The 21964-nt window shown below is 60.2% G+C and carries 20 protein-coding genes; 15 read left to right on the forward strand and 5 right to left on the reverse strand.

What is annotated here, in order from left to right; genetic code table 11:
• The first annotated feature begins 26 nt into the window (after positions 1-26).
• The 10 genes from DXD77_RS05970 to DXD77_RS06015 all read left to right on the forward strand — a co-directional run bounded on the left by DXD77_RS05970 (position 27) and on the right by DXD77_RS06015 (position 11127).
• A complete protein-coding gene (locus DXD77_RS05970) occupies positions 27-950 on the forward strand; it encodes a PTS mannose/fructose/sorbose transporter subunit IIAB (protein WP_117648183.1) in 924 nt (307 codons plus the stop codon).
• 36 nt (positions 951-986) lie between these two features.
• On the forward strand, positions 987-1781 hold the full coding sequence (locus tag DXD77_RS05975) for a PTS sugar transporter subunit IIC (RefSeq protein ID WP_022095161.1): 795 nt from the start codon (positions 987-989) through the stop codon (positions 1779-1781).
• Positions 1782-1794: 13 nt separating this feature from the next.
• The gene (locus DXD77_RS05980) at positions 1795-2628 is read left to right on the forward strand and encodes a PTS system mannose/fructose/sorbose family transporter subunit IID (protein ID WP_035136780.1); all 834 of its coding nucleotides are present in this window, start codon (positions 1795-1797) and stop codon (positions 2626-2628) included.
• A gap of 182 nt (positions 2629-2810) precedes the next feature.
• The gene (locus DXD77_RS05985; RefSeq protein WP_117646616.1) at positions 2811-3803 is read left to right on the forward strand and encodes an SIS domain-containing protein; all 993 of its coding nucleotides are present in this window, start codon (positions 2811-2813) and stop codon (positions 3801-3803) included.
• Between the two features lie 160 nt (positions 3804-3963).
• Positions 3964-4593, forward strand: a complete 630-nt coding sequence (locus DXD77_RS05990; RefSeq protein WP_158548982.1) for an HAD family phosphatase — start codon at positions 3964-3966, stop codon at positions 4591-4593.
• Positions 4594-4946: 353 nt separating this feature from the next.
• Positions 4947-5954, forward strand: a complete 1008-nt coding sequence (locus DXD77_RS05995) for a YitT family protein (RefSeq protein WP_117565047.1) — start codon at positions 4947-4949, stop codon at positions 5952-5954.
• Positions 5955-6173: 219 nt separating this feature from the next.
• The gene (locus DXD77_RS06000) at positions 6174-6893 is read left to right on the forward strand and encodes a GntR family transcriptional regulator (RefSeq protein WP_117565046.1); all 720 of its coding nucleotides are present in this window, start codon (positions 6174-6176) and stop codon (positions 6891-6893) included.
• 371 nt (positions 6894-7264) lie between these two features.
• The gene (locus DXD77_RS06005) at positions 7265-9247 is read left to right on the forward strand and encodes an ATP-dependent DNA helicase RecQ (RefSeq protein WP_117563736.1); all 1983 of its coding nucleotides are present in this window, start codon (positions 7265-7267) and stop codon (positions 9245-9247) included.
• A 2-nt stretch (positions 9248-9249) separates the two neighbouring features.
• Complete coding sequence (locus DXD77_RS06010) at positions 9250-10014, forward strand: GntR family transcriptional regulator (RefSeq protein ID WP_117563752.1); 765 nt, start codon at positions 9250-9252, stop codon at positions 10012-10014.
• 144 nt (positions 10015-10158) lie between these two features.
• Entirely contained in the window at positions 10159-11127 is a 969-nt protein-coding gene (locus DXD77_RS06015; protein WP_117563735.1) for an SIS domain-containing protein, read from the forward strand.
• 135 nt (positions 11128-11262) lie between these two features.
• Here the strand turns inward: DXD77_RS06015 and DXD77_RS06020 are convergent, their stop codons facing one another.
• Positions 11263-12240 (reverse strand): L-lactate dehydrogenase, encoded by a 978-nt coding sequence (locus DXD77_RS06020; RefSeq protein WP_117648186.1) that lies wholly within the window; start codon positions 12238-12240, stop codon positions 11263-11265.
• Positions 12241-12451: 211 nt separating this feature from the next.
• On the opposite strand from DXD77_RS06020, the gene metA reads away from it, so the two are divergent.
• Both metA and DXD77_RS06035 read left to right on the forward strand, forming a co-directional pair.
• The gene (gene metA / locus DXD77_RS06025; RefSeq protein WP_117648187.1) at positions 12452-13378 is read left to right on the forward strand and encodes a homoserine O-succinyltransferase; all 927 of its coding nucleotides are present in this window, start codon (positions 12452-12454) and stop codon (positions 13376-13378) included.
• Positions 13379-13885: 507 nt separating this feature from the next.
• Positions 13886-14848 carry a hypothetical protein gene (locus DXD77_RS06035; RefSeq protein WP_117648193.1) on the forward strand — a complete coding sequence of 321 codons (963 nt, stop codon included), beginning with the start codon at positions 13886-13888 and terminating at the stop codon, positions 14846-14848.
• Between the two features lie 220 nt (positions 14849-15068).
• Here the strand turns inward: DXD77_RS06035 and DXD77_RS06040 are convergent, their stop codons facing one another.
• The 4 genes from DXD77_RS06040 to DXD77_RS06055 form a co-directional block, all read right to left on the reverse strand.
• A complete protein-coding gene (locus DXD77_RS06040; RefSeq protein ID WP_117648196.1) occupies positions 15069-15665 on the reverse strand; it encodes a 5-formyltetrahydrofolate cyclo-ligase in 597 nt (198 codons plus the stop codon).
• 127 nt (positions 15666-15792) lie between these two features.
• Positions 15793-16137, reverse strand: a complete 345-nt coding sequence (locus tag DXD77_RS06045) for a type II toxin-antitoxin system HicB family antitoxin (RefSeq protein WP_233506750.1) — start codon at positions 16135-16137, stop codon at positions 15793-15795.
• A complete protein-coding gene (locus DXD77_RS10660) occupies positions 16115-16378 on the reverse strand; it encodes a type II toxin-antitoxin system HicA family toxin (protein ID WP_117629026.1) in 264 nt (87 codons plus the stop codon). Before DXD77_RS10660 ends, DXD77_RS06045 begins: the two co-directional genes overlap by 23 nt.
• A gap of 146 nt (positions 16379-16524) precedes the next feature.
• The gene (locus DXD77_RS06055) at positions 16525-19563 is read right to left on the reverse strand and encodes an insulinase family protein (protein ID WP_117648198.1); all 3039 of its coding nucleotides are present in this window, start codon (positions 19561-19563) and stop codon (positions 16525-16527) included.
• A gap of 459 nt (positions 19564-20022) precedes the next feature.
• On the opposite strand from DXD77_RS06055, the gene DXD77_RS06060 reads away from it, so the two are divergent.
• The 3 genes from DXD77_RS06060 (at position 20023) to DXD77_RS06070 (ending at position 21827) form a co-directional block, all read left to right on the forward strand.
• The gene (locus DXD77_RS06060) at positions 20023-20727 is read left to right on the forward strand and encodes a GntR family transcriptional regulator (RefSeq protein WP_117563729.1); all 705 of its coding nucleotides are present in this window, start codon (positions 20023-20025) and stop codon (positions 20725-20727) included.
• A 135-nt stretch (positions 20728-20862) separates the two neighbouring features.
• Positions 20863-21282, forward strand: a complete 420-nt coding sequence (locus tag DXD77_RS06065; RefSeq protein WP_117563728.1) for a PTS sugar transporter subunit IIA — start codon at positions 20863-20865, stop codon at positions 21280-21282.
• 71 nt (positions 21283-21353) lie between these two features.
• Complete coding sequence (locus DXD77_RS06070; RefSeq protein WP_117648201.1) at positions 21354-21827, forward strand: PTS sugar transporter subunit IIB; 474 nt, start codon at positions 21354-21356, stop codon at positions 21825-21827.
• Positions 21828-21964: the final 137 nt, after the last annotated feature.

Consider the following 21964-nt stretch of genomic DNA (forward strand, 5'->3'; position numbering starts at 1 on the left):
GACCATAACGAAAAGGAGGAGGCAAGATGAATCAGATCATTCTCGCATCTCATGGCGGCCTGGCCGCAGGCGCCAAAGACACGCTCGAGATGGTTCTCGGCGACGTGTCGAACGTCCACGTCGTGTCGCTTGCTCGTGACGACAAGGAGCCCATCACCAATAAGGTTGAGGCTATGATCGCCACGTTCAACGCGGACGACACCGTGTATGTGCTAACCGATATGCTCGGTAGCTCGGTCAACAACAACATGGTCGAGCTTTCCAAGAACGGCACGAAGTTCACGGTTGTCAGCGGTTTCAACATCCCGCTGGCGCTCACGCTTGCTATGAGCCCCGCCCCCGTCAAGGGCACCGAGCTCGCGGCCCTCATCAACGAGGCCCGCACCGGTCTGACCAACCCCAACGCACCGGTCGAGGTCGCCGCGGCTCCCGCCAAGAAGGCCAAGGCGTCCCGTCACAGCTCCGGTCCCGCCAAGATCGTCCTCGCACGTCTTGACTACCGTCTGCTGCACGGCCAGGTCGTCTTTACCTGGACCACCAAGGTTCAGGCCGAGCGCATCATCGTCGTCGACAACGCTGCCGCCAACGATGACATCAAGAAGGGCGCTCTTAAGCTGGCCAAGCCCCAGGGCGTGCGCCTGAACGTCTTCACCGTTGAGCGTGCCCTTGCCAAGATGGACAAGCTCAACACCCTCGGCGAGCGCGTCATGTTCGTCTTTGGCAACACTGCCGAGATGCTGCAGTTCTGCCAGGGCTACAAGCTCGACGCCATCAACCTGGGCGCCACCGCCAACCACGACGGTGCCGAGCAGGTCGGCGGCAAGGACAGCGCCGTCTTCTTCGACGCCACCCAGAAGGCCGACGTCAACCAGCTGCTCGACATGGGCATCAAGCTCTACGTCCAGCAGACCCCTACGTATCAGAGCGTCGACATCGACGCCAAGCTGTAATCAACCAGGCTTTTGCCTGACTGAAAGGAGAAGGGTATGAATACGTTCATCAGTGCGGTGCTCGTCGGCCTCGTCGGCGTGTTCTGCATGTGGGACTCCCGCCTGCTCGGTCGTCTTAACTTCGAGCAGCCTCTCGTTGGCGCTACGCTCGTCGGTCTGCTGCTGGGCGATGTGCCCACCGGCCTTGCCGTCGGTGCCGCCGTCGAGCTCGTGTCCATGGGCCTGGTGCAGGTCGGCGCCGCCGTTCCGCCCGATATGGTCCTGGGCGGCATCGTGGCCGCTGCCTTTGCGTGCCTGACCGATGCTTCCGCCGAGACCGCCATGACGATCGCCATCCCGGTCGCCGTCCTGGGTCAGCTCCTCGGCATCGTGTTCCGCTCGATCATCGCCGCCCTTACCCATGTGGCCGATAGCGCGATCGATAACGGCAAGTTCAAGACCGCCTATCGTATGCACATCTGCGCCGGCTCCGGTCTGTACGCCATCATGTACTTCCTGCCGATCTTCCTGGCCGTCTTTGTCGGTACCGACCTGGTCCAAGCCATCGTCAACATGGTTCCCGAGTGGCTGTCCACTGGTCTTAACGTTTCGACCAAGATCATGACCGCCTACGGCTTGGCCCTGCTGCTCACCATGATGATCAAGAAGGGTATGACTCCGTTCCTGTTCATCGGTTTCCTGCTCGCCGCTTACCTCAACCTGTCCGTCATCGCGGTCGCTCTGATCGGTGTGTGCCTGGCTGTCGTCTTCATGGGCTTCAAGTTCAACGGTTCCCATGCAGCCGCCGGTGTCGATTCCGACTACGATCCGCTCGAAGACGACGAAGACTAAGGAGGAACACACTATGGCAACCGCAACCAAGGACGTGTCCCTGAACAAGAAGGTCAGCCAGTTCTTCTGGCGCTCCTGGGCCATCCAGGCCTCTTGGAACTACGAGCGTCAGATGAACATGGGCTTCCTCTACGGCATGGTTCCCACGCTCGATCGCCTCTATCCGGATGAGTCCGACCCCAAGCAGCTCGCTGCTAAGAAAGAGGCTTACCACCGTCACATGGCGTTCTACAACTGCACCCCGCAGACGAGCGCTTTCATCCTGGGCCTCTCCGCATCCATGGAGGAAGAGTACGCCAAGGATCCCGAGAACTTCGATCCCGATTCGATCAACGCGGTCAAGACCTCCCTCATGGGTCCGCTTTCCGGCATCGGTGACTCCTTCTTCCAGGGCACCATCCGCGTTATCGCCTTTGGCCTGGGCGTTCAGCTGGCTCAGCAGGGCTCCATCATGGGCCCGATCCTGGCTATGCTCATCTCCATCGTCCCCTCTGTGCTGATCACTTGGTTCGCAGCCAAGATGGGCTATCAGGGCGGCCACGAGTACCTGAGCAAGCTTCAGGGCGGCGACCTCATGGAGAAGCTCATGTATGTCTGCGGCATCGTGGGTCTTATGTCCGTGGGCGGCATGATCGCTACGCTGATCGGCGCCACCACCCCGCTGCAGTTCGCTGAGGGCACCGTCGTGATCCAGGACATCCTGGACGGCATGATGCCCCAGATGATCTCCCTCGGCCTCACCGGCCTTATGTACTGGCTCATCAAGAAGAACGTCAACACCGGTTGGCTTCTCGTGATCGCCATTGTGGGCGGCATCGCCCTCTCCGCGGCCGGCATCCTGGCCTAGTCGCGACCCAATGCTTCCCCCGGGGGCCTGCCTGGCATCCCATACCCCAGGCAGGCTTCCATCCCTAACATGTGACAAAGGGACAGTTCCTTTGTCACATCCTCAACGGGCCGGCGACTCGGTCCTAACCACGGTAACCCTGCGAGCGTCCGGCAATGTGGCGCCGCAACAAATCGAAAGGAATGTGTCAGATGTACGAGATCGACCTTAACCTCCCTAAGCAGATCGTCGCTGACGTCCTGTCCAACCACGAGATTCACAGCGTCGCTTTCGTCGGCTGCGGTGCTTCCATGTCCGACCTTTACCCCGCCAAGTACTTCCTGGCCAACAACACGGACAAGCTGAACGTTCAGATCTTCACCGCTAACGAGTTCAACTACGACACGCCTTCCTGGGTCAACGAGCACACCTTCGTGATCACCTGCTCCCTCGGTGGCTCCACGCCCGAGACCGTCGAGGCCAACAAGACCGCCAAGAAGCACAACTGCCCGGTCGTCTCCCTCACCAACAAGGCTGGCTCCGCTCTGACCGTCGACGCCGACCACGTCATCGTTCACGGCTTCCACGCCAACTACGCTGCCAAGTGCGAGAAGCCCGGCTACGCCATCGCTCTTGCTCTCGAGATCCTTCAGCAGACCGAGGGCTATGACCACTACGAGGACATGATCACCGGCCTCACCAACGTCTTCGATCTCTGCGAGAACGCCGCTCAGCACTGCAAGAAGCTCGCCAAGAAGTTCGCCGAGGACTTCAAGGACGACAAGATGATCTACTTCATGGCCTCCGGTGCCTCCGAGAAGATGGCTTACTCTCACGCCGCCTTCCTGTTCACCGAGATGCAGTGGATCGACGCCGCCGCCTACAACACCGGCGAGTACTTCCACGGCCCGTTCGAGGTTTCCACCGAGGGTAAGCCCTACGTCTTCTTCATGTCCGATGGCGCTACCCGTCCGATGGACGCCCGCGCCCTCACCTTCCTTGAGCGCATGGGCGCCAAGGTCGCTCTGATCGACTCCAAGGACTACGGCCTGGCTGACGCCGTGCCCGCGAGCGTCATCACCTACTTCAACCCGCTGCTGCACCTCGCCGTTATGCGTGAGTACGGCAACCAGATCGCCGAGGCCCGTCAGCACCCGCTGACCATGCGTCGCTACATGTGGAAGCTTTCCTACTAATCACAAGTAAGTAGACCTTACGGGTTGATTGAGAGGGGATGGGGTTTGCGCCCCGTCCCCTTTTTTGCTCTGGGGAGGGCGTGTCTGTCGTGTCGCAAAACCCCAGATAAAACCTACCAAAATAAACCTGTCCCTTTTTGGCAGGTGGGAGGAGATGCGTATGATCAAGGCAGTGCTGTTTGACATGGACGGCGTGCTGGTCGATACCGAGTGGTTCTACAACCGTCGCCGCGTGGCATTTATGGAAGAGAAGGGCTTCCACTTTGACGAGATCCCCGATCTTTCGGGGTCTAACGAGCCCGCCATTTGGAAGGCGCTGGTGCCCGACGATGTTGAGCTGCGCGAGCGCCTGCGCGTGGAGTACAAGCAGGTCTACAGCCCGGACCACCCCGTTCCGTATGCCGAGCTTCTCAACGAGCAGACGGAGCCGGTGATGCGCAAGCTGCACGAGCGCGGCGTGAAGTGTGCCATCGCGAGCTCGTCCTATCGCGAGCTCATTGACGAGCTGGTGGAGATTGCCGGTATCGCCGACGTGCTGGACTACACCATCAGCGGTCACGAGTGCAGTGCGTTTAAGCCCGACCCCGAGATCTACCTGCGTGCCATGGAGGCGCTGGGGGTGGAGCCTGCCGAGTGCCTGGTTATCGAGGACTCGCCTTTGGGCATCGAGGCCGGTAAGCGCTCCGGCGCCCGCGTCCTGGCACTGCGTCCGCACGAGGGCGTTAACCTGGACCAAACGGGAGCCGACGCCGTCATCGACAACCTCGCCGACATTCTGACCGCTTTGTAGCGTCAATTCGCCGCAAGAAGTGCGGATTCACACGTCTCTTGCGGTGGATTGGCTCATTTTGGCTTCAATTTAGATCCGTTTGGCTTCGACTCGGACTAAGTGAGTAGACTTTTTGGCACATGCCGAGCACAAAGCGTATCTGCCTTAGTAAAACCGCAGGTCGGAGAGGTGGCTGTTTTGAGTGTGCTTGGTAGGTCGCGAAAAGCCTACTCACTTAGAATTTGGCTCTTTGGTTGGGGAGCTGCTGGCTCGTTTTGGTTGTCGAGAGAGGGTGAATTGAAGCGCCCTCTCGCGCTCCATGCTACAATCGCCGGCATGCCCCACAATTACATCTGCCTTCGAAAGGAGCCTACGTGGCGAACGCCATCGATCAGCTCACGGACCGCGTGCTCGTGCTCGGCCGTCTCACCATCGTCCGCCGCGCCATTACTGCCGTGGCGGTCACCATCTCCGCCGTTCTCCAGACATTTCTGATTCAGGCGTTCATTCGCCCCGCCGACCTGCTTCCGAGCGGCCTCACCGGCGTCGCGGTCCTGCTCGATCGCGTCACCTCGCTCGGCGGCGTTCATATCGACATCTCGCTCGGCATGCTCGCGCTCAACATCCCCGTGGCGCTCCTTTGCTGGAGCGGCATCAGCAAGCGCTTCGTCATCTTCTCGATGATGCAGGTCATGCTCTCGTCGCTGTTCCTCAACATCTTTCACTTCGCCCCGTTTTTGGGCGACAAGATCATGCTCATCATCTTTGGCGGCGTGGTCTCGGGCCTGGGCGCCGCCATCGCGCTTAAGTCCGGCGCATCCACCGGCGGCACCGACTTTATCGCGCTGTGGGTTTCCAACCATACAGGCAAGACCATCTGGGGCGTCATCTTTGGCTTTAACTGCGCTATCCTGGCGATCTTTGGCTTTATGTTTGGCTGGGACAATGCGGCGTATTCCATCGTGTTCCAGTTTATTTCGACCAAGACCATCGACAGTTTCTATCGTCGCTACGATCGCGTGACGCTGCAGATCACGACGCGTAAGGCAGACGAGGTCATGACTGCCTACGTAAACCATTTTCAGCACGGCATTAGCTGCGCCGAGGTCGTCGGCGGATACAGCCGCGAAAAGATGTACCTGCTGCACGCCGTTGTCTCGACCTACGAGAGCCAGGACATTATCAAGCTGGTGTGCGACGTTGATCCAGGAGCCGTGATCAACGTGTTCCACACGCTCAACTTTGTGGGTGGCTGGTGGGGTGGTCATGTCGACGAGCCTATGCCCACGGCCGTTCCCGATCCCGACAAGCCCGCGCGCATGGCCAGCAGGCAGGCGCGCCTCAGCGAGCAGGACAGCCTGCAGCAGGACGACGGCAAGTAGGGTATTGGCATTTTGCCGGCCCGGCGCAACCCTTCCGCATGAGCCCCTCGAAAGCCCCGTTGCTTTCGAGGGACTTTCGTTTGCCCAGATAAAACCTACCAAAATGAAGCTGTCGCTTTTTGGTAGGTGGGGTGTATCGTTTTATCAATATGAGGTAACATGAAACTAGACGTTATATACGTATTAGTTATTTCGATATTTCGATAAGAGTGATTAGATATGCCTGCACCCAAAAATGCACCGCTTTACCAGCAGATTTATGACGAAATCAAAGATGCGATCGAGAAAGGTGTTTATGCACCCAAGGAGCGTATTCCGTCCGAGCTCGAGCTTGCCGAGCAGTACGACGTGAGCCGAATTACGGTGCGTCGCGCCGTCGAGGAGTTGTGCTCCGATGGCTACCTGGTTAAGCAACAGGGCCGCGGCACCTTTGTTTCCACACCGCACATCAATCGTCAGTTCCATGCCTCGACGCTGCAGACGTTTACCGCGCTGTGTGCCGGCAACGGCATGAAGGCCGGTGCGCACGTGGTCGATCGCCAGATCGTTCCGGCGCGCCAAAACGAGATGGAGTTCTTTGGTCTGCAGAAGGATGCGCTGCTACTGCATATCAAACGCGTGCGTACGGCCGATGGTGAGCCCATCTTTGAGGAAAACGTCTTTGTGCCGTTTGACGCCTACCGTGAGCTGTTGACGGCCGATCTTGAGGACAAGTCGATTTTTGCCGAGGTCGAGCGTGTTGGCGGAACGCCGATTGTCTCGGTTGGCTACCGCACGGTCGAGGCCGTTCGTGCCAATACCGAGCAGGCGGCTGAGCTGGGCATTGCTCCGCACGATCCGCTGCTCAACCTGCGTGCCGGCTTTATCGGCCCCAATGGCGAGCCGGTTTTGATGGGTAAGCAGTACTACGTGGGTAGCCGTTACGTCATGGTGATGTAAGTTACGCGGTTTTACCAAACCGTGTAACGGGCCGACGCTGCGCCCTTGGTTCCGCCGTTCTAACGAACGGCGGACCGGTCGACGCTGCAAACGCCCCTAAGCGGCAATCTGACGTTCAATCGTCGGTCGCGTACCGAAGTACGCTTCCCTCCTCTTTCACGTCACCTTGCTCGCTTGGGGGCGTTTTCGCTGACTTATGCTCAACTGGCGATGTTTCCGCGCTTATCAAGATAGTCATTGGGGACGTTCTTAAACGACTAGTCATTCAAGAACGTCCCCAATGACTACCCATGTCGTGGCTGGCCGCCGTGCGGCGCTGGTCCGTGTGGCGGCGTATAATCGGCGGCAGATGACTTGGACGTTAGGAAACCATGACCGATAGCATGCAGCAGATGGCGCTCGACACGCTCGGCGCCTATTTTGGCTACACCTCGTTTCGCCCGGGACAGGACCGCATGGTCGATGCGATTCTTGCCGGCCGCGATGCGCTGGGCGTTATGCCCACGGGTGCCGGCAAGTCCATTTGCTACCAGGTGCCCGCGCTCATGCTTCCCGGCATCACCTTTGTGGTGAGTCCGTTGCTGTCGCTTATGGAGGACCAGACCCGCGCGCTGCTCGCGGCGGGTGCGCGCCCCAGTTATCTCAACTCCAGCCTTACTCCGGCCCAGCAAAACACCGTGCTCAAGCGGGCGCGCGAGGGCCGCTACCAGCTTATGTACGTGGCGCCCGAGCGCTTGCTCGAGCCACGCTTTTTGGCCTTTGCGCAGGAGGCCGCGGCGGACGGCGGCATTGGCGTGCCGCTCGTGGCCATTGACGAGGCCCACTGCGTGAGCCAATGGGGCCAGGATTTCCGTCCCGCCTACCTGCAGATTCGTGAGTTCATCGATTCCCTGCCGCAGCGCCCCATCGTGGCGGCCTTTACCGCTACGGCGACTGAGCGTGTGCGCGCGGACATTCAGCAGATGCTCGGCCTGCAAAATCCCGCGACGGTGGTGACGGGCTTCGATCGCAAGAACCTCTACTTTGGCTGCGAGGAGATGGGCGACAAGGCCAAGGCAGCGTGGGTGCGCGACTATGTGATTGCGCATTCGGGCGAGAGCGGCATCGTGTATTGCTCGACCCGCAAGACGGTCGATGCGCTGGCAGGCGAGCTTGCCGAGGCGCTGGGCCCCAGCGGCATTCGCGTTGGCCGCTACCATGCCGGCATGGGCAATGACGCCCGCCGCCAAAGCCAGCGTGCCTTTATTGACGACGATCTTCAGGTGATGGTTGCCACCAACGCCTTTGGCATGGGCATCGACAAGCCCAACGTGCGCTACGTGATCCACAACAATGTGCCCGAGAGCATCGAGGCCTACTACCAGGAGGCGGGCCGCGCCGGCCGCGATGGCGATCCGGCCAGCTGCCACTTACTGTGGAACGGCAACGATTTTCGCATGCGCCGCTTTTTAATCGACCGCGGCGATGCGGCCGACGAGGCGCTCGACGACGAGCAACGCGCGTGGGCGCTCCAAAATCGATATCGTCTGCTCAGCCAGATGGAGGGCTACTGCAATACCACCGGCTGCCTGCGCGAATATATGCTGCGCTACTTTGGCGACGAGGCCGCGGCCGAGCATGCTGCTGCGGCTGGTGCGGGCGCCACCGCCACGGACGAAGCCGAGGGCTGCGGCAACTGCAGCAACTGCCTCACGCAGTTCGAGGTCGAGGACGTCACCGATATGGCCCGCGCTGCCGTGCGCTATGTGGCCACGCGTCCCATGCGTTTTGGCAAGTCGCTGATCGCCGACGTGCTCCACGGCGGCAACACCGAGCGCATTCGCCAGATGCATCTGGACGAGGACCGCGGCTACGGTGAGCTGTCGAGCGAATCGGTCGGGCGCATCAAGGACATCATCGGGCAGCTGTGCGGCCGCGGTTATTTGGCCACCTCGCAGGGGCAGTACCCGGTCGTGGGGCTGGGCCCGCGTGCCGGCGAGGTCGAGGACGAGGCGTTCGCCTTTACCGTTAAGCGTCGCGCGTCCAAGCGCAAGGCCTCGGCCCGCGCCCGCCGCGCGGTGGATCTGCTGCGCGAGGAGGCCGAGCTGGATCAGCGCCCGCGCGTGGGCGACGATGCCGAGCTGTTCGAGCGCCTGCGTGCCTTGCGCAAGGAGATCTCGACCGAGCTGGAGATGGCGCCGTATATGGTCTTTTCCGACAAGGCTCTGCGCGGCCTGTGCCGCCTGCGCCCTCAAACGCGCGAGGAGCTGATCCGGGTCAACGGCATTGGCGAGAAAAAGGCCGACGCCTTTGGCGAGCAGTTTATGGCGGCGATTGAAGAGTTTGAGTCCGAGCATGCACGGGATGGAGCGTAATGATGGCAGCCGATAGCAAGACCGAACGTTCCGAGCGCGCCGAGGTGTCCGCCGTGCCGCTGTACCAGCAGGTTATGGACGACCTAAAGGGCGAGATCGCGCGCGGCGTGTACGCGGCCGGCTCGCGTATTCCTTCCGAGATGGAGCTCGCGAAGTCCTACGGCGTGGGACGCATCACCGTGCGCCGCGCCATCGAGGAGCTGTCGCGTGCGGGGTATCTCAGCCGCCAGCAGGGGAGGGGTACCTTTGTGTGCGCTCCCAAGCTCAAGCGCAAGATTCGCCAGAAGGGTGACGTCCAGAGCTTTACCGAGGGTTGTGCTGCCAACGACATGGTGCCGGGTGCGCGTCTGGTGTCGCGCACGGTGGTCGCAGCGACGCACGAGGATGCGGCGTTTTTTGGGGTGGAACCCGGCTGTGAGCTTATCGTGGTCGAGCGCGTGCGCACGGCCGACGGCGTGCCCGTCATGCTCGAGAACAACGCCTTTGTGCTCGCCGACCATCCCTACCTGCAGACGCTTGCCGATAAAGACCTCGCCGATAACTCGATCTTTGCGCTCGTTGCAGAGCATTCGGGCCGCGCGCCGCTCAAGTCCGATCCCTGCACCGTGGAGATTGCGCTTGCCGATGCTCAGGCGGCCCCGCTGCTGGAGGTGCCGGTCGGCGAGCCGCTCTTTTATATGGAGGCGTACTTTACCGATGCAGACGAGCGCCCCCTGCTGCTCGGGCGCCAAAAGATCGTGGGCTCGCGCTACGTGTTCGACATCTAACATCCACGAATAGAACAATATGGAACAAATTTGCCGCAATGACTTCACCTGCGACAGCTTGCGTGCTATAAATAGGACAACATAGAACGACCGCAGGTACGAGCTGTCGTCGCTCAAAGCCGCCCCACAAGGAGGAACATCAGGATGAACGCACATGATCTGGTTCAGGAAATTATCGAGCGCAAGGGCAAGATTGAGAACGTTTTTTGGATTGCCTGCGGCGGTTCGATGATCGACCTGATGCCGGCCAACGAGCTGCTCAAGCGCGAGGCGACCACGTTTACCTCGACGGTTTACACGGCGCGCGAGTTTTGCCTGATGGCCCCCAAGAGTCTTGGCGAGAAGTCACTCGTCATCGCCTGCAGCCACAGCGGCAATACGCAGGAGGTCGTCGACGGTTGCGAGATGGCGCTGGCAGCCGGTGCCGAGGTCGTGGCCATGACCGACTGCGAGGGCTCCAAGATTGATAACGGCAAGTGGACCACCTGGGTCTACCCTTGGGGCGAGGGCGTGTCGCAGGCCGAGGTGCCGCAGGGCATCGGCGCTCTGATCGCCGCCGAACTGCTCCACCAGCAGGAGGGTTACGAGGCGCTCGCCGACATGTACGCCGGCCTTAAGCAGATGGACGCGCTGCTGCCCGCCGCCCGCGAGAAGGTCAACGCCGAGCTGGGCGATCGCTTTGCCGAGCTCTGCCAGAAGCACAAGTTCTTCTACATCCTGGGCTCGGGCCCCAACTTTAGCCAGACCTACGCCATGGCCATCTGCTCGCTCATGGAGATGCAGTGGCAGCACTGCTGCTACATCCATTCCGGCGAGTACTTCCACGGTCCCTTCGAGGCCACCGAGCCCGGCGTGTTCTACTTTGTGCAGCTCGGATCGGGTGAGTGCCGCCCCATGGAGGAGCGCGCACTTGCGTTCCTCAACACGCACACCGATACGGTCATGGTACTCGATGCGCTCGAGTACGGCCTGGGCGACGTGCCCGCCAGCGTGCGTTCGTTCTTGGAGCCGATCTTCTTCTACGCGATGAGCTGCGAGCTGCGCGCCGCCCGCGGCAAGGTGTTCGACCACAGCCCCGAGGTTCGTCGCTACATGGGCATCGAGCAGTACTAAGTAACGGGAAAACCATTCACCTTCGATTCGCAAGGGCGCAGCGCGAGTCAAAAAAGCGGGCCGCGCCGATGGGTTTCCGGCGCGGCCCGCTTTACATGGCGTCCGTATGAGCGAGGTGTCGCGTCAAGCGGCGGCCTACTTTGCGTCGTAGGCCTCGGCATCCCACCAGTCGAGCTGGGCGATGTTGTCGCGGATGTGCTGGCAGCTCTTGTGGAAGCCCTCGAGCTCGTACTCGGACAGGTCGAGCGTGTAGACCTCCTCGACGCCCTCGGCGCCGATCACACACGGCAGGGACGTGAAGATGCCCTCCTCGCCATACTGGCCGGTCATGAGCGTGGAGGCGGAAAGCACGGCGTGCTCGTTGTGCAGAACGGCAGCGCAGACGCGCGCGGCGGAGTTGGCGACGGCGTACTCGGTGCACTGCTTGCCCTGGTAGGTCACATAGCCGCCCTTGCGCGCGAGCTCCTCGACCTCCATGTGGTCAAAGGCGTACTTGTCGGGGTTCTCGGCCTGAAGCTCGTTGAGGCTCTTGCCGGCGATGGTCGCGGCCTTAAAGGCAGCCAGCTGGCTAAAGCCGTGCTCGCCGATCATGTAGGCGTCGATGGACTTGGGGCTCACGCCGACCTTCTTGGAGATCTCGGTGCGCAGGCGGGCGGAATCCAGACCGCAGCCCGAGCCGATGATCTTCTTGGGATCGTAGCCGGTCAGGTGCCACAGCTCGGTGCATACGACGTCGCAGGGGTTGGAGATGCTCACAAAGATGCCGTCAAAGCCGGCGCCGACGATGCGCTTGGCAAAGGTGCGGGCGGCGTCGGTGGTAAAGAACAGCTCGCCGTCGCGGTTGCCGGCGGCCAGCGCGACCTTGCCGGCGGCGTTGACGATGACGTCGCAGCAAGCCAGCTCCTCGTAGTGGTCGTAGCAGTTGACGATTTTGGTGTTATACGGGACAAACGAAAGGGAGTCGCGCAGGTCCTGGACCTCGGACGTCACCTTGGCCTCGTTGATATCGCATAGGTACAGCTCATCGGCAATGCCTTGCATAAGCAGGCTGTTGGCGACATGTGCTCCTACGTGGCCCTGGCCGACCACACCGATCTTACGCGTCTGGTACATATATGTATCCTTTCGGCCGAGTTTTTCGCGTCGAACCATTGTAGCGTCCTGCTGCCACTTTGCTAAGCTAAAGTGCCGTAGATTTTTGGGACATGCTTTAATCTCTACTTTTGGAGTGATTTGGGCCGCTGACGGCATCGCTGGACGATGTGCTCGCGCGGATGGGGCCGGTCGTTGTACCATAGCTGCAACTGACTCGTAAGGAGCTTCCATGCCCATTCGCATTCCCGACGCCCTCCCTGCCGCCGCGCAGCTCGAGAGCGAGAACATCTTTGTCATGACCGAGTACCGCGCGCTGCACCAGGACATCCGTCCGCTGCGCGTGCTCATCCTCAACCTCATGCCCACCAAGATCGCCACCGAGACGCAGATCATGCGCAAGCTCTCCAACACACCGCTCCAGGTGGAGGTGGACCTGCTGCGCACCAAAACGCACGAGGCCACGCACGTGAGCGCCGGCCACCTGGAGACGTTCTACCGCACGTTCGACGACATTCGCGACATCCACTACGACGGCCTGATCATCACGGGCGCGCCCGTGGAACAGATGCCGTTCGAAGAGGTCGACTACTGGCCCGAGCTCTGCCAGATCATGGACTGGTCCACCACGCACGTGCACTCTACGCTGCATATTTGCTGGGGCGCACAGGCGGGGCTCTACCATCATTACGGTATCCAGAAGCACGACCTGCCGGCAAAGGCGAGCGGCGTGTTCGAGCATTATCTGGTGAAGCCGCAAAGCCCGCTGGTCCGCGGTTTCGATGACCGTTTCTATGCCGTGCATTCGCGCAACACCGATGTGCGCCGCGAGGACGTGGAAGCCGAGCCGCAGCTCGAGGTCGTGGCCGTGTCTGACGAGGTAGGCCTGTACATCGTCAAGTCGACCGACAGCCGTCGCTTCTTTGTATTTGGCCACCCCGAGTACGATACCGACACGCTGCGCCTGGAGTACGAGCGCGACGTGAAGCGTGGGCTTGACCCAGAGGTGCCGGCGCATTACTTCCCGGGCGACGACCCCACCGCCGAGCCGCGTAACGTCTGGCGCAGCCAGGCTCAGCTGTTCTACACCAACTGGCTCAACTACTACGTCTACCAGACCACGCCCTACGACCTGGCCCGCGCCGGCGAGGAGCACTAGGCCGCGGCCGTGGCTGCCGCTGTGGCGGTGGCAGCTGCTATGGCTGTGGCGGTTGCCGTATCTGTTGCCGTGACCGCTGCCGTGTCTGCTGCGTGATGAGCGTGGAAATCCGGACACACGAGCGTGGATAATCGGACGTTTGCAACGTGAGCGTGGATAATCTCCCGTTTTTGGCTCACAAGGGGTCTCAAAGCGGGAGATTTTCCACGCTCATTTTTTGCAGCTGCCGTACCGTCGGCATCATCACGCGTTGAGTACATGCGGACTACATCGCAAACTAGGTAGTTTTGATCCACGGCATATTTTCTTTCAATGAAGTCGGTGGCTTTTGAGGCTCAAAATGTGGAGACAGGGACCTCTGGACAACCGCTCTACCTGCAGATATGGAGCATTGGCCTAAAACATCCAAAACCGTCAAGCATTTGGTCAGCTGCTGGACAGTATTTGGTCAGACTTCGCATGAAACCGTCTGGTACGTTGGCGCCGTTCCAAGAGTTGGGAGGCGACATGGCAAACGCGACGGCGAATCAAAGACTTACAGGCCACATTAAAGCGTGCGAGCAGCAGATGAGCTGCGTGTACGCGCGCACGACGGCGGAGGCAAAGCAGATTGAGCGGCGGGTGGCGGCGGGAAGTCTCGAAGTGGTCATGCCGGGACTGTATGCGCGTCCGGAATACTGGTCCGAGCTCAAGTTTCGGCAGCGTTATCTGCATCGGGTGCGGGCGCTTGCGCAAAAGCACCCCGACTGGACGTTTTGCTCCTATACGGCGGCCGTTGTCTATGGTCTTTCGGTTTCGCATGCCAATTTGACGCACATCCATATCGCCGCGATGCCGGCGCAATCGACGACGCCAGGCTCTCAAGTCGTTCGCCATCGGTATGCTTATCGGACACGGGCCAGCGAGATGGATATTGCCGTGACCGATATCGATCAAACGATTGCGGATTGCCTGGTCGATGCATCGTTTGTCGAAGGGCTGATCATTGCGGACTCGGCGCTCCATGAGCAGCTTTTGTCGAAGGAACATCTCATTGAGGCAGTTAACAAGCTCGGCTTGAATCGCCGCGGTGTTGTGACGGCGCGCAGGGTTGCACGGTGTGCCGACGGCCTGTCGGAAAGCGGCGGCGAGTCCAAGGCGCGGGCGCTGATGATCGAACGAGGCTGGCAGGTTCCGGAGCTGCAAGTTGAGCTGTTCGATCCGGTTGAGCCGGGAAGGCCGTATCGCGTTGACTATTTGTGGCGCGTGGGTGACCGGTTGATTATTGGGGAGTTCGACGGATTCGTTAAAAGCGAGAAGGCGGCGGAGGAGGGCAAGCTTGCAAAGGCGCAATTTGATGAGCGCCAGCGCGAGTCGAGGCTTTCGCTGCTCGATAACTGTAAGATTGTGCGCTTGTGCTGGGATGATCTAAGGGACCCGACAAAGCTCGATCGCAAGCTCAAGGTTGCCGGCGTGCCGCGTGCATGCTGAGGCGGTGGCAGGGCGTTAGGCTGCACGAGCGTGGAAATCCGGACGGATGAGCGTGGGAATTTAGACGCGATTTGGTTGAGCGTGGATTTTCGGACACACGAGCGTGGATTATCGGACGTTTGAATAATGAGCGTGGATAATCTCCCGTTTTTTGCCCCCGAACAGGCCCAAAGTGGGAAATTTTCCACGCTCATTTTTGTGGGGTGCAGCGTGCCAGCCGTTAGGCGCTGATGATGTGAGGTAGCGGCAGGTCGTGGACGTCGGTGGGAACGCCGTCGACACGCTGCTCGTCAAAGGCGATGCCGATGATCTGGCATGCGGGTGAGAGCATGGGCAGGTAGCGGTCGTAGCAGCCGCCGCCGTAGCCCAGGCGCGCGCCGGCGTGGTCGAAGGCTACAAGGGGCACGATGATCATGTCGAGAGCCTTGGCAGGCACGATGGGGAAGTGGTCGCTGTCGACGTGCATGGCTGCGAAGGCCCGCGTGGGGCGGGCGATAAACGGGGCCTCGGACGCATCGCCGGCAGCAACTGCCCGCATGCACATGCGCTGGCCGCAAGCCACGGCGTCTGTTGCCGAGAGCATGCACGGATAGGCTACGCGCCAGCCACGTTTGGCGGCCGCAGCGGCAAACGCGGCTGAGTCGACTTCGGAACCCATCGCGGCATAGACGGCAACGGTGTGCGGCGCCGCGGCATCCAAGCGGCCCAGCAGCTCAACCAGCCGCGCACAGATAACGGCAGACTTCGCCGCCCGCAAGTCCAAATCAAGAGCATCGCGCCGAGCAATCACCGCCCGCCGCAACTCAGCCTTGTCCATCCCGGCTTCCTCTCCCAAACCTACCAAAAAGGGCAGGTTTATTTTGGCAGGTTTTATCTGGGCAAATGTCGAAACCACCACAAAGGTGCCTGTCCCCTTTGTGGTGGTTTTGGCCCATGCGTTAACGCTATAACGCCGCGGCGATTGCTTCGGTCACAAACTTATTGAGTGACTCGCCCTTCTTTGCCGCCGCCAGTGCTGCCTGCTTGTGAAGCTCGGAGCCTGTTCTCACATTGAACGAGCCCTTAAAAGCCCGCTCTGGTTCCTTGCCCTTTTCGGCACAAAACTCAAGGTAATCGTCGACGGCGTCGTGGAAGCATTGCTCCACTTCTTCAGCCGTGGAGCCTTCAAATACAATTGCGTCCCTAATGCCGGCGACCATACCTGTTAGTACATGCTGCTCGGCATCGAACTCGACTGGGGCGAAATAGCCCTTGTATGCCAAAACGTTACTCATGACTGCCTCCGACATCCTGCAGAAATCGAACGATGTTTCGAATTGTCCCCGCTGTCAATTCGTCAGATGGATGAGGCGCGTGCATCACGAACATCCTGCCATCTGAGGGCCTGTAGAAGCGAATGCGCGATCCGGATGTCTTGCCTTTGCTGTCCATTTCAAAGCCATATGAGGCCATGACTTTTAAAAAATCGGCATACCGATACGTCGAAGGGCAGCTAAACAGTTGGGCGATGAGTTTATCGGCTCGAGTCATCCCGCCTCACATTCTGCAACTATATTCTAGTTGCAATTTAGATCCGATGCAATCACCCATACTATAGAACATGTGTACGTATAGAACAAGTGTTCGAACCACTACAAAGGGGCCTGTCCCCTTTGTAGTGGTTTTGCTTGCTGTGGTTAGCCCATCAGGTCGACTACGTTAAAGCCGGCGTTGCTCTTGGCGATGACGTCGCGGCCGCCAAAGACGCAGGTGGGCGACTCGGCTGCGATGCGCGTCACATCGGCGCCGAGCGAGCGCAGCTCACCGGGCGTGGCGGCGAGCATCTGGGCGCGACGCTCCTCGCGCGCATGCGGATCGAGCCCGGCCAGGTAGGTCGTGTTGCGGCGCTTGGTGAGCGCGTGCGGCTTTACCGGCGCGTCCATGCCGCTCACGCAGCTCACGATAAAGCCCTCAAAGGCGGCCTCGTCGGGCTCAAAGCTGCCAAGCCATGCACCCGCGCGCTCCACGCGCTCAATCGAAGGATCGATCGCCGGGTCGCGGTAGGTGTAGAACGCCGTCTGGCGCTCGCCGGCCGCGCGGAATCCGCAGCCGTACGCACCGCCCTTCACGCGGATCTCGTTCCACAGGTAGTCGTAGGAGAGCGCGTTGGCAGCCACGGCCCAAGCGCCTGTCACGTCGAGCCCCAAGCGACGCGGGTCGCACGCACGCGCGGCAAAGCAGATGTCGCTGGGGATCACGAAAGCCTCGTGGCGGTCGCGCGGCTCCGGCACCACGAGCGCGTCGCGGCCGGCACCGTCGCCCGCACCCAGCCCCAGGTCGCCCGCGGCATCCCAGTACGTGTCAAAGTCCTCGTCGCTGCCGGTAAAGCTCGCCATGCAGCCATCGGCCACAAAGATACGCTCCGCCAGCTCGGCAAGCTTGGTGCGCAGGTCGTCCAGGCGCTCGTCAAAGTGGTCGAGCAGATCGCGCAGGAACAGGTAGAAGTCCACGCCCGAGAGCTGCTCACGAACCACGGCCGAAGGCGAGCTGTAGCTCATCGCGCGACCGAGCGCCGCCGAGTGGCCGTTGTTGATAAAGCCCTGCTCAAGCCCAATGCGAATCTGCGTGAGCACGTCGCGCACGCGGTCGGCGTCGGCGTCTGCCAAAAGCGTGCTCGACCATACCTCGCGTGGCAGACTCGCCAGCGCATCGATCTTCTCGGACAGGGCGCCGGCGCTCACCAGCAGGTAGGGGCGCACGCCGTCCACGTCGGGATGGGTCATGACTTCGGTCGTAAAGCTCAAAAAGCCGAGCTTGCCAGCGATCAAGTTGTCGAGTTCCTCGGCCGAGTGCTCGCTCGTGGGCAGCTGTTTGAGCAGGCGGCAGAGCAGCGTCACATAGGGCAGGTCCTCAAACGCGACGCAGCTCAGGTCGAAATACTGCATGGCGTAGGCCAAACGGTTGGTGGGGATGCCGTGGCGCAGGCAGGGGATGGGCGCGGTCGTGTCTACGACCAACGGCGGCTCGGGGCGCGCCTCGCCAATGTCGGACACGCGCAGGCGCGGCAGCGTGGCCTTGGCCTCGGGCGTGTCCTCGGCTTCCTGCGCGGCACGCAGCGCGGCCGTGCGCTCGACCACGTCGGCCAGCTCGGAATCGGTCATGGCGTCGCGCTTGGCTGCCAGCTCGGCGGCCTCGGCACCCTCCGAACCCTCGGCGGCGTCCACCGGCACCAGCTCAACCAGTGCCATGTGATCGTTCTGCAGCACCAGCTCGCGCAGCAGGTCCTCAAAGTAGCTGCCGTCCAGGTCGCCGCGCAGCTCCTCATACACCGGGCCGTACTTGAGCGCCAGCGTCGCGGCGTCGTCATCGTAGAGCCAGGTGCTCAGCGCGTCGCACGCAATGGCCACGCCGTCGGCGATACCGTAGTCGCGCTGGCGCAGGTCGTATTCGTTGCTGCTGATGATGGCCTCCAGGCGCTCGCGCGGAACGCCGTGCTCGCACAGGTCGCGGCAGGCGTCCTGGAACACGCGGCGCAGCTCGCGCGCCACGCCGGGCTGCGCGTTTTGCAGCATGATGAGCTCGTAGGGCTGCAGGCTCTCGGCTGCGGTATGGCTCACCACATTGCCGCCCAGGCCGGCGGCCAGAATGGCCTTCTTAACCGGCGCTTCGTTGGAGCCCAGCAGCGCCTCGAACAGGATGTCCGCGGCGATCGTGCGCTTGCGGTCGAGTGCGCTGCCCAGCACAAGGCCCAGGCCCACCAGGGCGTTTTCGGGCGTGGTGGCCATCTCGACGCGCTTATACTCGCAGGTCACGGGTGTCTGCACGACCAGCGGATTGGGCGCCAGCGCAGACGGGTCCTCGCCGGCGGCGACGGCTGCGTCCATGCGGCGGCTCGCGGCACTCGGCTGCGACAGATAGCGCTCGTCCAAAAAGGCCAGTGCGCGGTCCACGTCCAGGTCGCCGTAGAGCGTGATGTAGGAGTTGGAAGGGTTGTAGTGGCGTGCGTGCGTGTCCAGGAACTGCTCGTAGGTGAGCGCCGGGATCACGCGCGGGTCGCCGCCGCTCTCGTGCGCATAGGCGGTGTCGGGATAGAGCGCGGCGTTGACGGCGTCGTCCAGCACGCTCATGGGGTCGGACAGCGCGCCCTTCATCTCGTTGAACACCACGCCGTTATAGCGCAGCGTGCCCTCGCGCAGGCTCGCGGAGCTGTCGCCGCCCTCGCCCTCGACGCTCTCCGGTAGGTCCAGCTCGTAGTGCCAGCCTTCCTGCTCAAAAATGGTGGGTTTGGTATAGATGGCCGGGTTGAACACCGCGTCCAGGTACACGTCCATCAGGTTGTACAGATCCTGCTCGTTGGTGGTGGCAACGGGGTAGATGGTCTTGTCGGGGTAGGTCATGGCGTTGAGGAACGTCTGCATGGAGCTCTTGATCAGGTCGACAAACGGCTCCTTGACGGGGAATTTGGCCGATCCGCACAGCACCGAGTGCTCAAGAATATGGAACACGCCGGTGGAATCGGCCGGCGGCGTCTTAAAGCCAATGGCAAAGGCCTTGTTCTCGTCATCGCACGCCAGGTACAGCAGGCGAGCGCCCGAGGCGGTGTGGCGCAGCACGTAGGCGTCCGAGTCGAGCTCGGGCACGGTCTCGCAGCGCTCGACGGCAAAGCCGTGGCAGGTGGTGCCGGGCACCAGCAGCGCGGCGGCAGCGGCGCGCGGGTCGGTTGAGGTAGTGGACATATGCAGTCTCCTTTGACGCCCCAACGGGGGCGAATCGAGTCGAATCCTCGAGAGTATACCCATATGGGGCCTTCGACCAATCTGCCGCACGAGCGTGGAAATTCGGACGCCCGCCAAATGACAGTGGATTTTCGGACGAAATCGGCCGTCAAAAGCTCAAAAACCGTCCAAATATCCACGCTCGTGCGTCAACTACGTGTCTCTCACCTCACATTCATTTCTACGACGAGGGATGACTGAGAGACAGACAGAAGATAAAAATCAATCGGCTTATCGGATGCATATACCGCCATCAGATTGAAGCTGTATGCGGAAATGGATGGACTCTACACCGCTTACGCAAAATAACCCCTCGTTTGCTGAAACATTATAGGAAATGGCGTGGAGTGCTAAAAAGTTCTAATACAATATAAGTCATTTATCTATAAGCTGCTGATTCCTTGTAAAGGTATGGTTGATATGGTTGAGGCAAATAGCGTTATCCCCCTGTACAAACAGATTGTTCGTGCGCTTTCTGATTCAATCGCCAACGGCACGTACCGCCCGGGAGATAAGCTTCCGACCGAGGCGGAGCTGATCGAGCAATTTGGCGTGAGCCGAATAACGGTTCGCTCCGCAATTAAAGAAATGGAAGATGCTGGGCTTGTTGAGAGGGCCCGCGGCAAGGGCACGTTCGTTTCGTCGGACACGCAGATGTATGCCGCGGACGACCGTGAGAGCTTTACCCATTCGTGCCAGCTTGCGGGCAAACAGGCGTCTACCAGGGTTCTCGAAATGGGCTGGGACTTCCCAAGTCTGCGAGACGCGAAGTTCCTGGGCGTAGACGATACCCAAAAGGTATTGCGAAGCCGTCGTCTGCGCCTTGTGGATGGCAAGCCCACGATGCTGGAAACCAATAGCTATTCCGCTGCGCTTTCTTTTTTGGAGCATGAGTCCCTCGATGATTCGCTGATGGCGGTACTCGATCGCCAGGGGATCAAGATGGGTCCCAACACGCGTACGCTCGAGGTCTGCTATGCGAGCGAGCTCGAGGCGGCATACCTTAACGTGGAGCTGGACTCTTCGCTGCTTCTGTTTGTCGATAGACGTTATGCCCCAAGTGGCGAGCCGCTTTTCATCTCCCGTCAGGTGTACTGCACCGAGCGACTGAAGTTCTATTTGTAAATTAGAGATAGATTGGTCGATTTACCGACCAATTGTTACCGTTCGCGGATTTGGAAAATAGACACACCACGTAGGGTAGATTGCTAATATACTTTGTTATGACAATATAGTACGTCCTATTGGTATTGGAGAACTATGAATAAGATATTGCTAGCGAGTCATGGTTATCTCGCCCAAGGCATGAAAAGCTCTCTGGAGATTCTGATGGGCACCAACGACCGAATCGAGTGCCTGTGCGCCTATGTCGATGACGATTCAAGGGACGTCGCGGCGTTGATTGATGCATGGATGGAGACGAGGGACCCTGCCGACTCTTGGTTTGTCGTGACTGACATCTTTGGCGGCTCTGTAAACAACGAATTCATTCAGAGGCAGACTGCCGGATCGTTTACGTTGATCGCCGGAATGAACTTGCCGCTGCTGGTGGAAATGGTTACACAGCTGGACTCTCTGGATGCGGACAAGGCCAAAGCCGCGGTCGAGGGATCGCGTTCGTTTATTCAGCTTTGCGAGGCGGCGGACATGCTTGCCGGCGCCGAGGAAGAAGATTTCTAGTTAGTTCTGGTTCGAGCCCTAGCTAGGGGTCGCACCTGTCATTCCCTTTATCACGTGCGGAGATGATAACGATGATTAAGCTTACGAGAGTTGATTACCGACTGATTCACGGCCAAGTTGCCATGTCCTGGACTCACGCTTTGGATGTAGATTGCATTCTGCTCGCCAGCGATGCTGTGGCAAAAGACGACATGAGGAAGGCGGCCTTGAGGCTCGCCCGCCCCAGCGGCGTTAAACTCGTCATCAAGGATGTTGACGCTGCTATCGAGGCGCTCAACAGCGGCGTTACCGACAAGTATTCGCTGTTTATCATCACTGAGACGATTGAAGATGTCTATCGTCTCGCTAAGGGTTGCAAAGACATCAAAGAGATCAATCTGGGCGGAACCCGAAAGACCCCTGAGACCACGCTTCATCCGACCCCTGCGATCTTTGCGACCGAGAAAGATGCCGAGCATATCCAAGAGCTCCTGGGCGATGGCGTGGCCATCGAAATCCGTCAGGTTCCCAATGACGCTAAGGTGTTTGCCAAGGACGTTTTCTAGCCGGAAACACGTTGATGCTCGGCATTTATTGAACCAATGCTCTATGCCTATGCCCGTCGATCATTTGATCGGCGGGCTTTTTATTAAAGAAAAATCAAAAAAAACTGAAATAGTTCTTGCATAGTTAGTTATATAAA

Source organism: Collinsella sp. TM09-10AT, assembly GCF_003436275.1.
Lineage (GTDB): Bacteria > Actinomycetota > Coriobacteriia > Coriobacteriales > Coriobacteriaceae > Collinsella.

Coding starts and splice junctions, on each gene's coding strand:
- DXD77_RS05970 (WP_117648183.1), top strand. CDS start 27: ATGAATCAGATCATTCTCGCATCTCATGGCGGCCTGGCCGCAGGCGCC.
- DXD77_RS06010 (WP_117563752.1), top strand. CDS start 9,250: ATGGCAGCCGATAGCAAGACCGAACGTTCCGAGCGCGCCGAGGTGTCC.
- DXD77_RS05990 (WP_158548982.1), top strand. CDS start 3,964: ATGATCAAGGCAGTGCTGTTTGACATGGACGGCGTGCTGGTCGATACC.
- DXD77_RS06005 (WP_117563736.1), top strand. CDS start 7,265: ATGACCGATAGCATGCAGCAGATGGCGCTCGACACGCTCGGCGCCTAT.
- DXD77_RS06020 (WP_117648186.1), bottom strand. CDS start 12,240: ATGTACCAGACGCGTAAGATCGGTGTGGTCGGCCAGGGCCACGTAGGA.
- DXD77_RS05985 (WP_117646616.1), top strand. CDS start 2,811: ATGTGTCAGATGTACGAGATCGACCTTAACCTCCCTAAGCAGATCGTC.
- DXD77_RS06070 (WP_117648201.1), top strand. CDS start 21,354: ATGATTAAGCTTACGAGAGTTGATTACCGACTGATTCACGGCCAAGTT.
- DXD77_RS06055 (WP_117648198.1), bottom strand. CDS start 19,563: ATGTCCACTACCTCAACCGACCCGCGCGCCGCTGCCGCCGCGCTGCTG.
- DXD77_RS06000 (WP_117565046.1), top strand. CDS start 6,174: ATGCCTGCACCCAAAAATGCACCGCTTTACCAGCAGATTTATGACGAA.
- DXD77_RS05975 (WP_022095161.1), top strand. CDS start 987: ATGAATACGTTCATCAGTGCGGTGCTCGTCGGCCTCGTCGGCGTGTTC.
- DXD77_RS06040 (WP_117648196.1), bottom strand. CDS start 15,665: ATGGACAAGGCTGAGTTGCGGCGGGCGGTGATTGCTCGGCGCGATGCT.
- DXD77_RS06065 (WP_117563728.1), top strand. CDS start 20,863: ATGAATAAGATATTGCTAGCGAGTCATGGTTATCTCGCCCAAGGCATG.
- DXD77_RS06035 (WP_117648193.1), top strand. CDS start 13,886: ATGGCAAACGCGACGGCGAATCAAAGACTTACAGGCCACATTAAAGCG.
- DXD77_RS05980 (WP_035136780.1), top strand. CDS start 1,795: ATGGCAACCGCAACCAAGGACGTGTCCCTGAACAAGAAGGTCAGCCAG.
- DXD77_RS06015 (WP_117563735.1), top strand. CDS start 10,159: ATGAACGCACATGATCTGGTTCAGGAAATTATCGAGCGCAAGGGCAAG.
- DXD77_RS06045 (WP_233506750.1), bottom strand. CDS start 16,137: ATGTCGGAGGCAGTCATGAGTAACGTTTTGGCATACAAGGGCTATTTC.
- metA (WP_117648187.1), top strand. CDS start 12,452: ATGCCCATTCGCATTCCCGACGCCCTCCCTGCCGCCGCGCAGCTCGAG.
- DXD77_RS06060 (WP_117563729.1), top strand. CDS start 20,023: ATGGTTGAGGCAAATAGCGTTATCCCCCTGTACAAACAGATTGTTCGT.
- DXD77_RS10660 (WP_117629026.1), bottom strand. CDS start 16,378: ATGACTCGAGCCGATAAACTCATCGCCCAACTGTTTAGCTGCCCTTCG.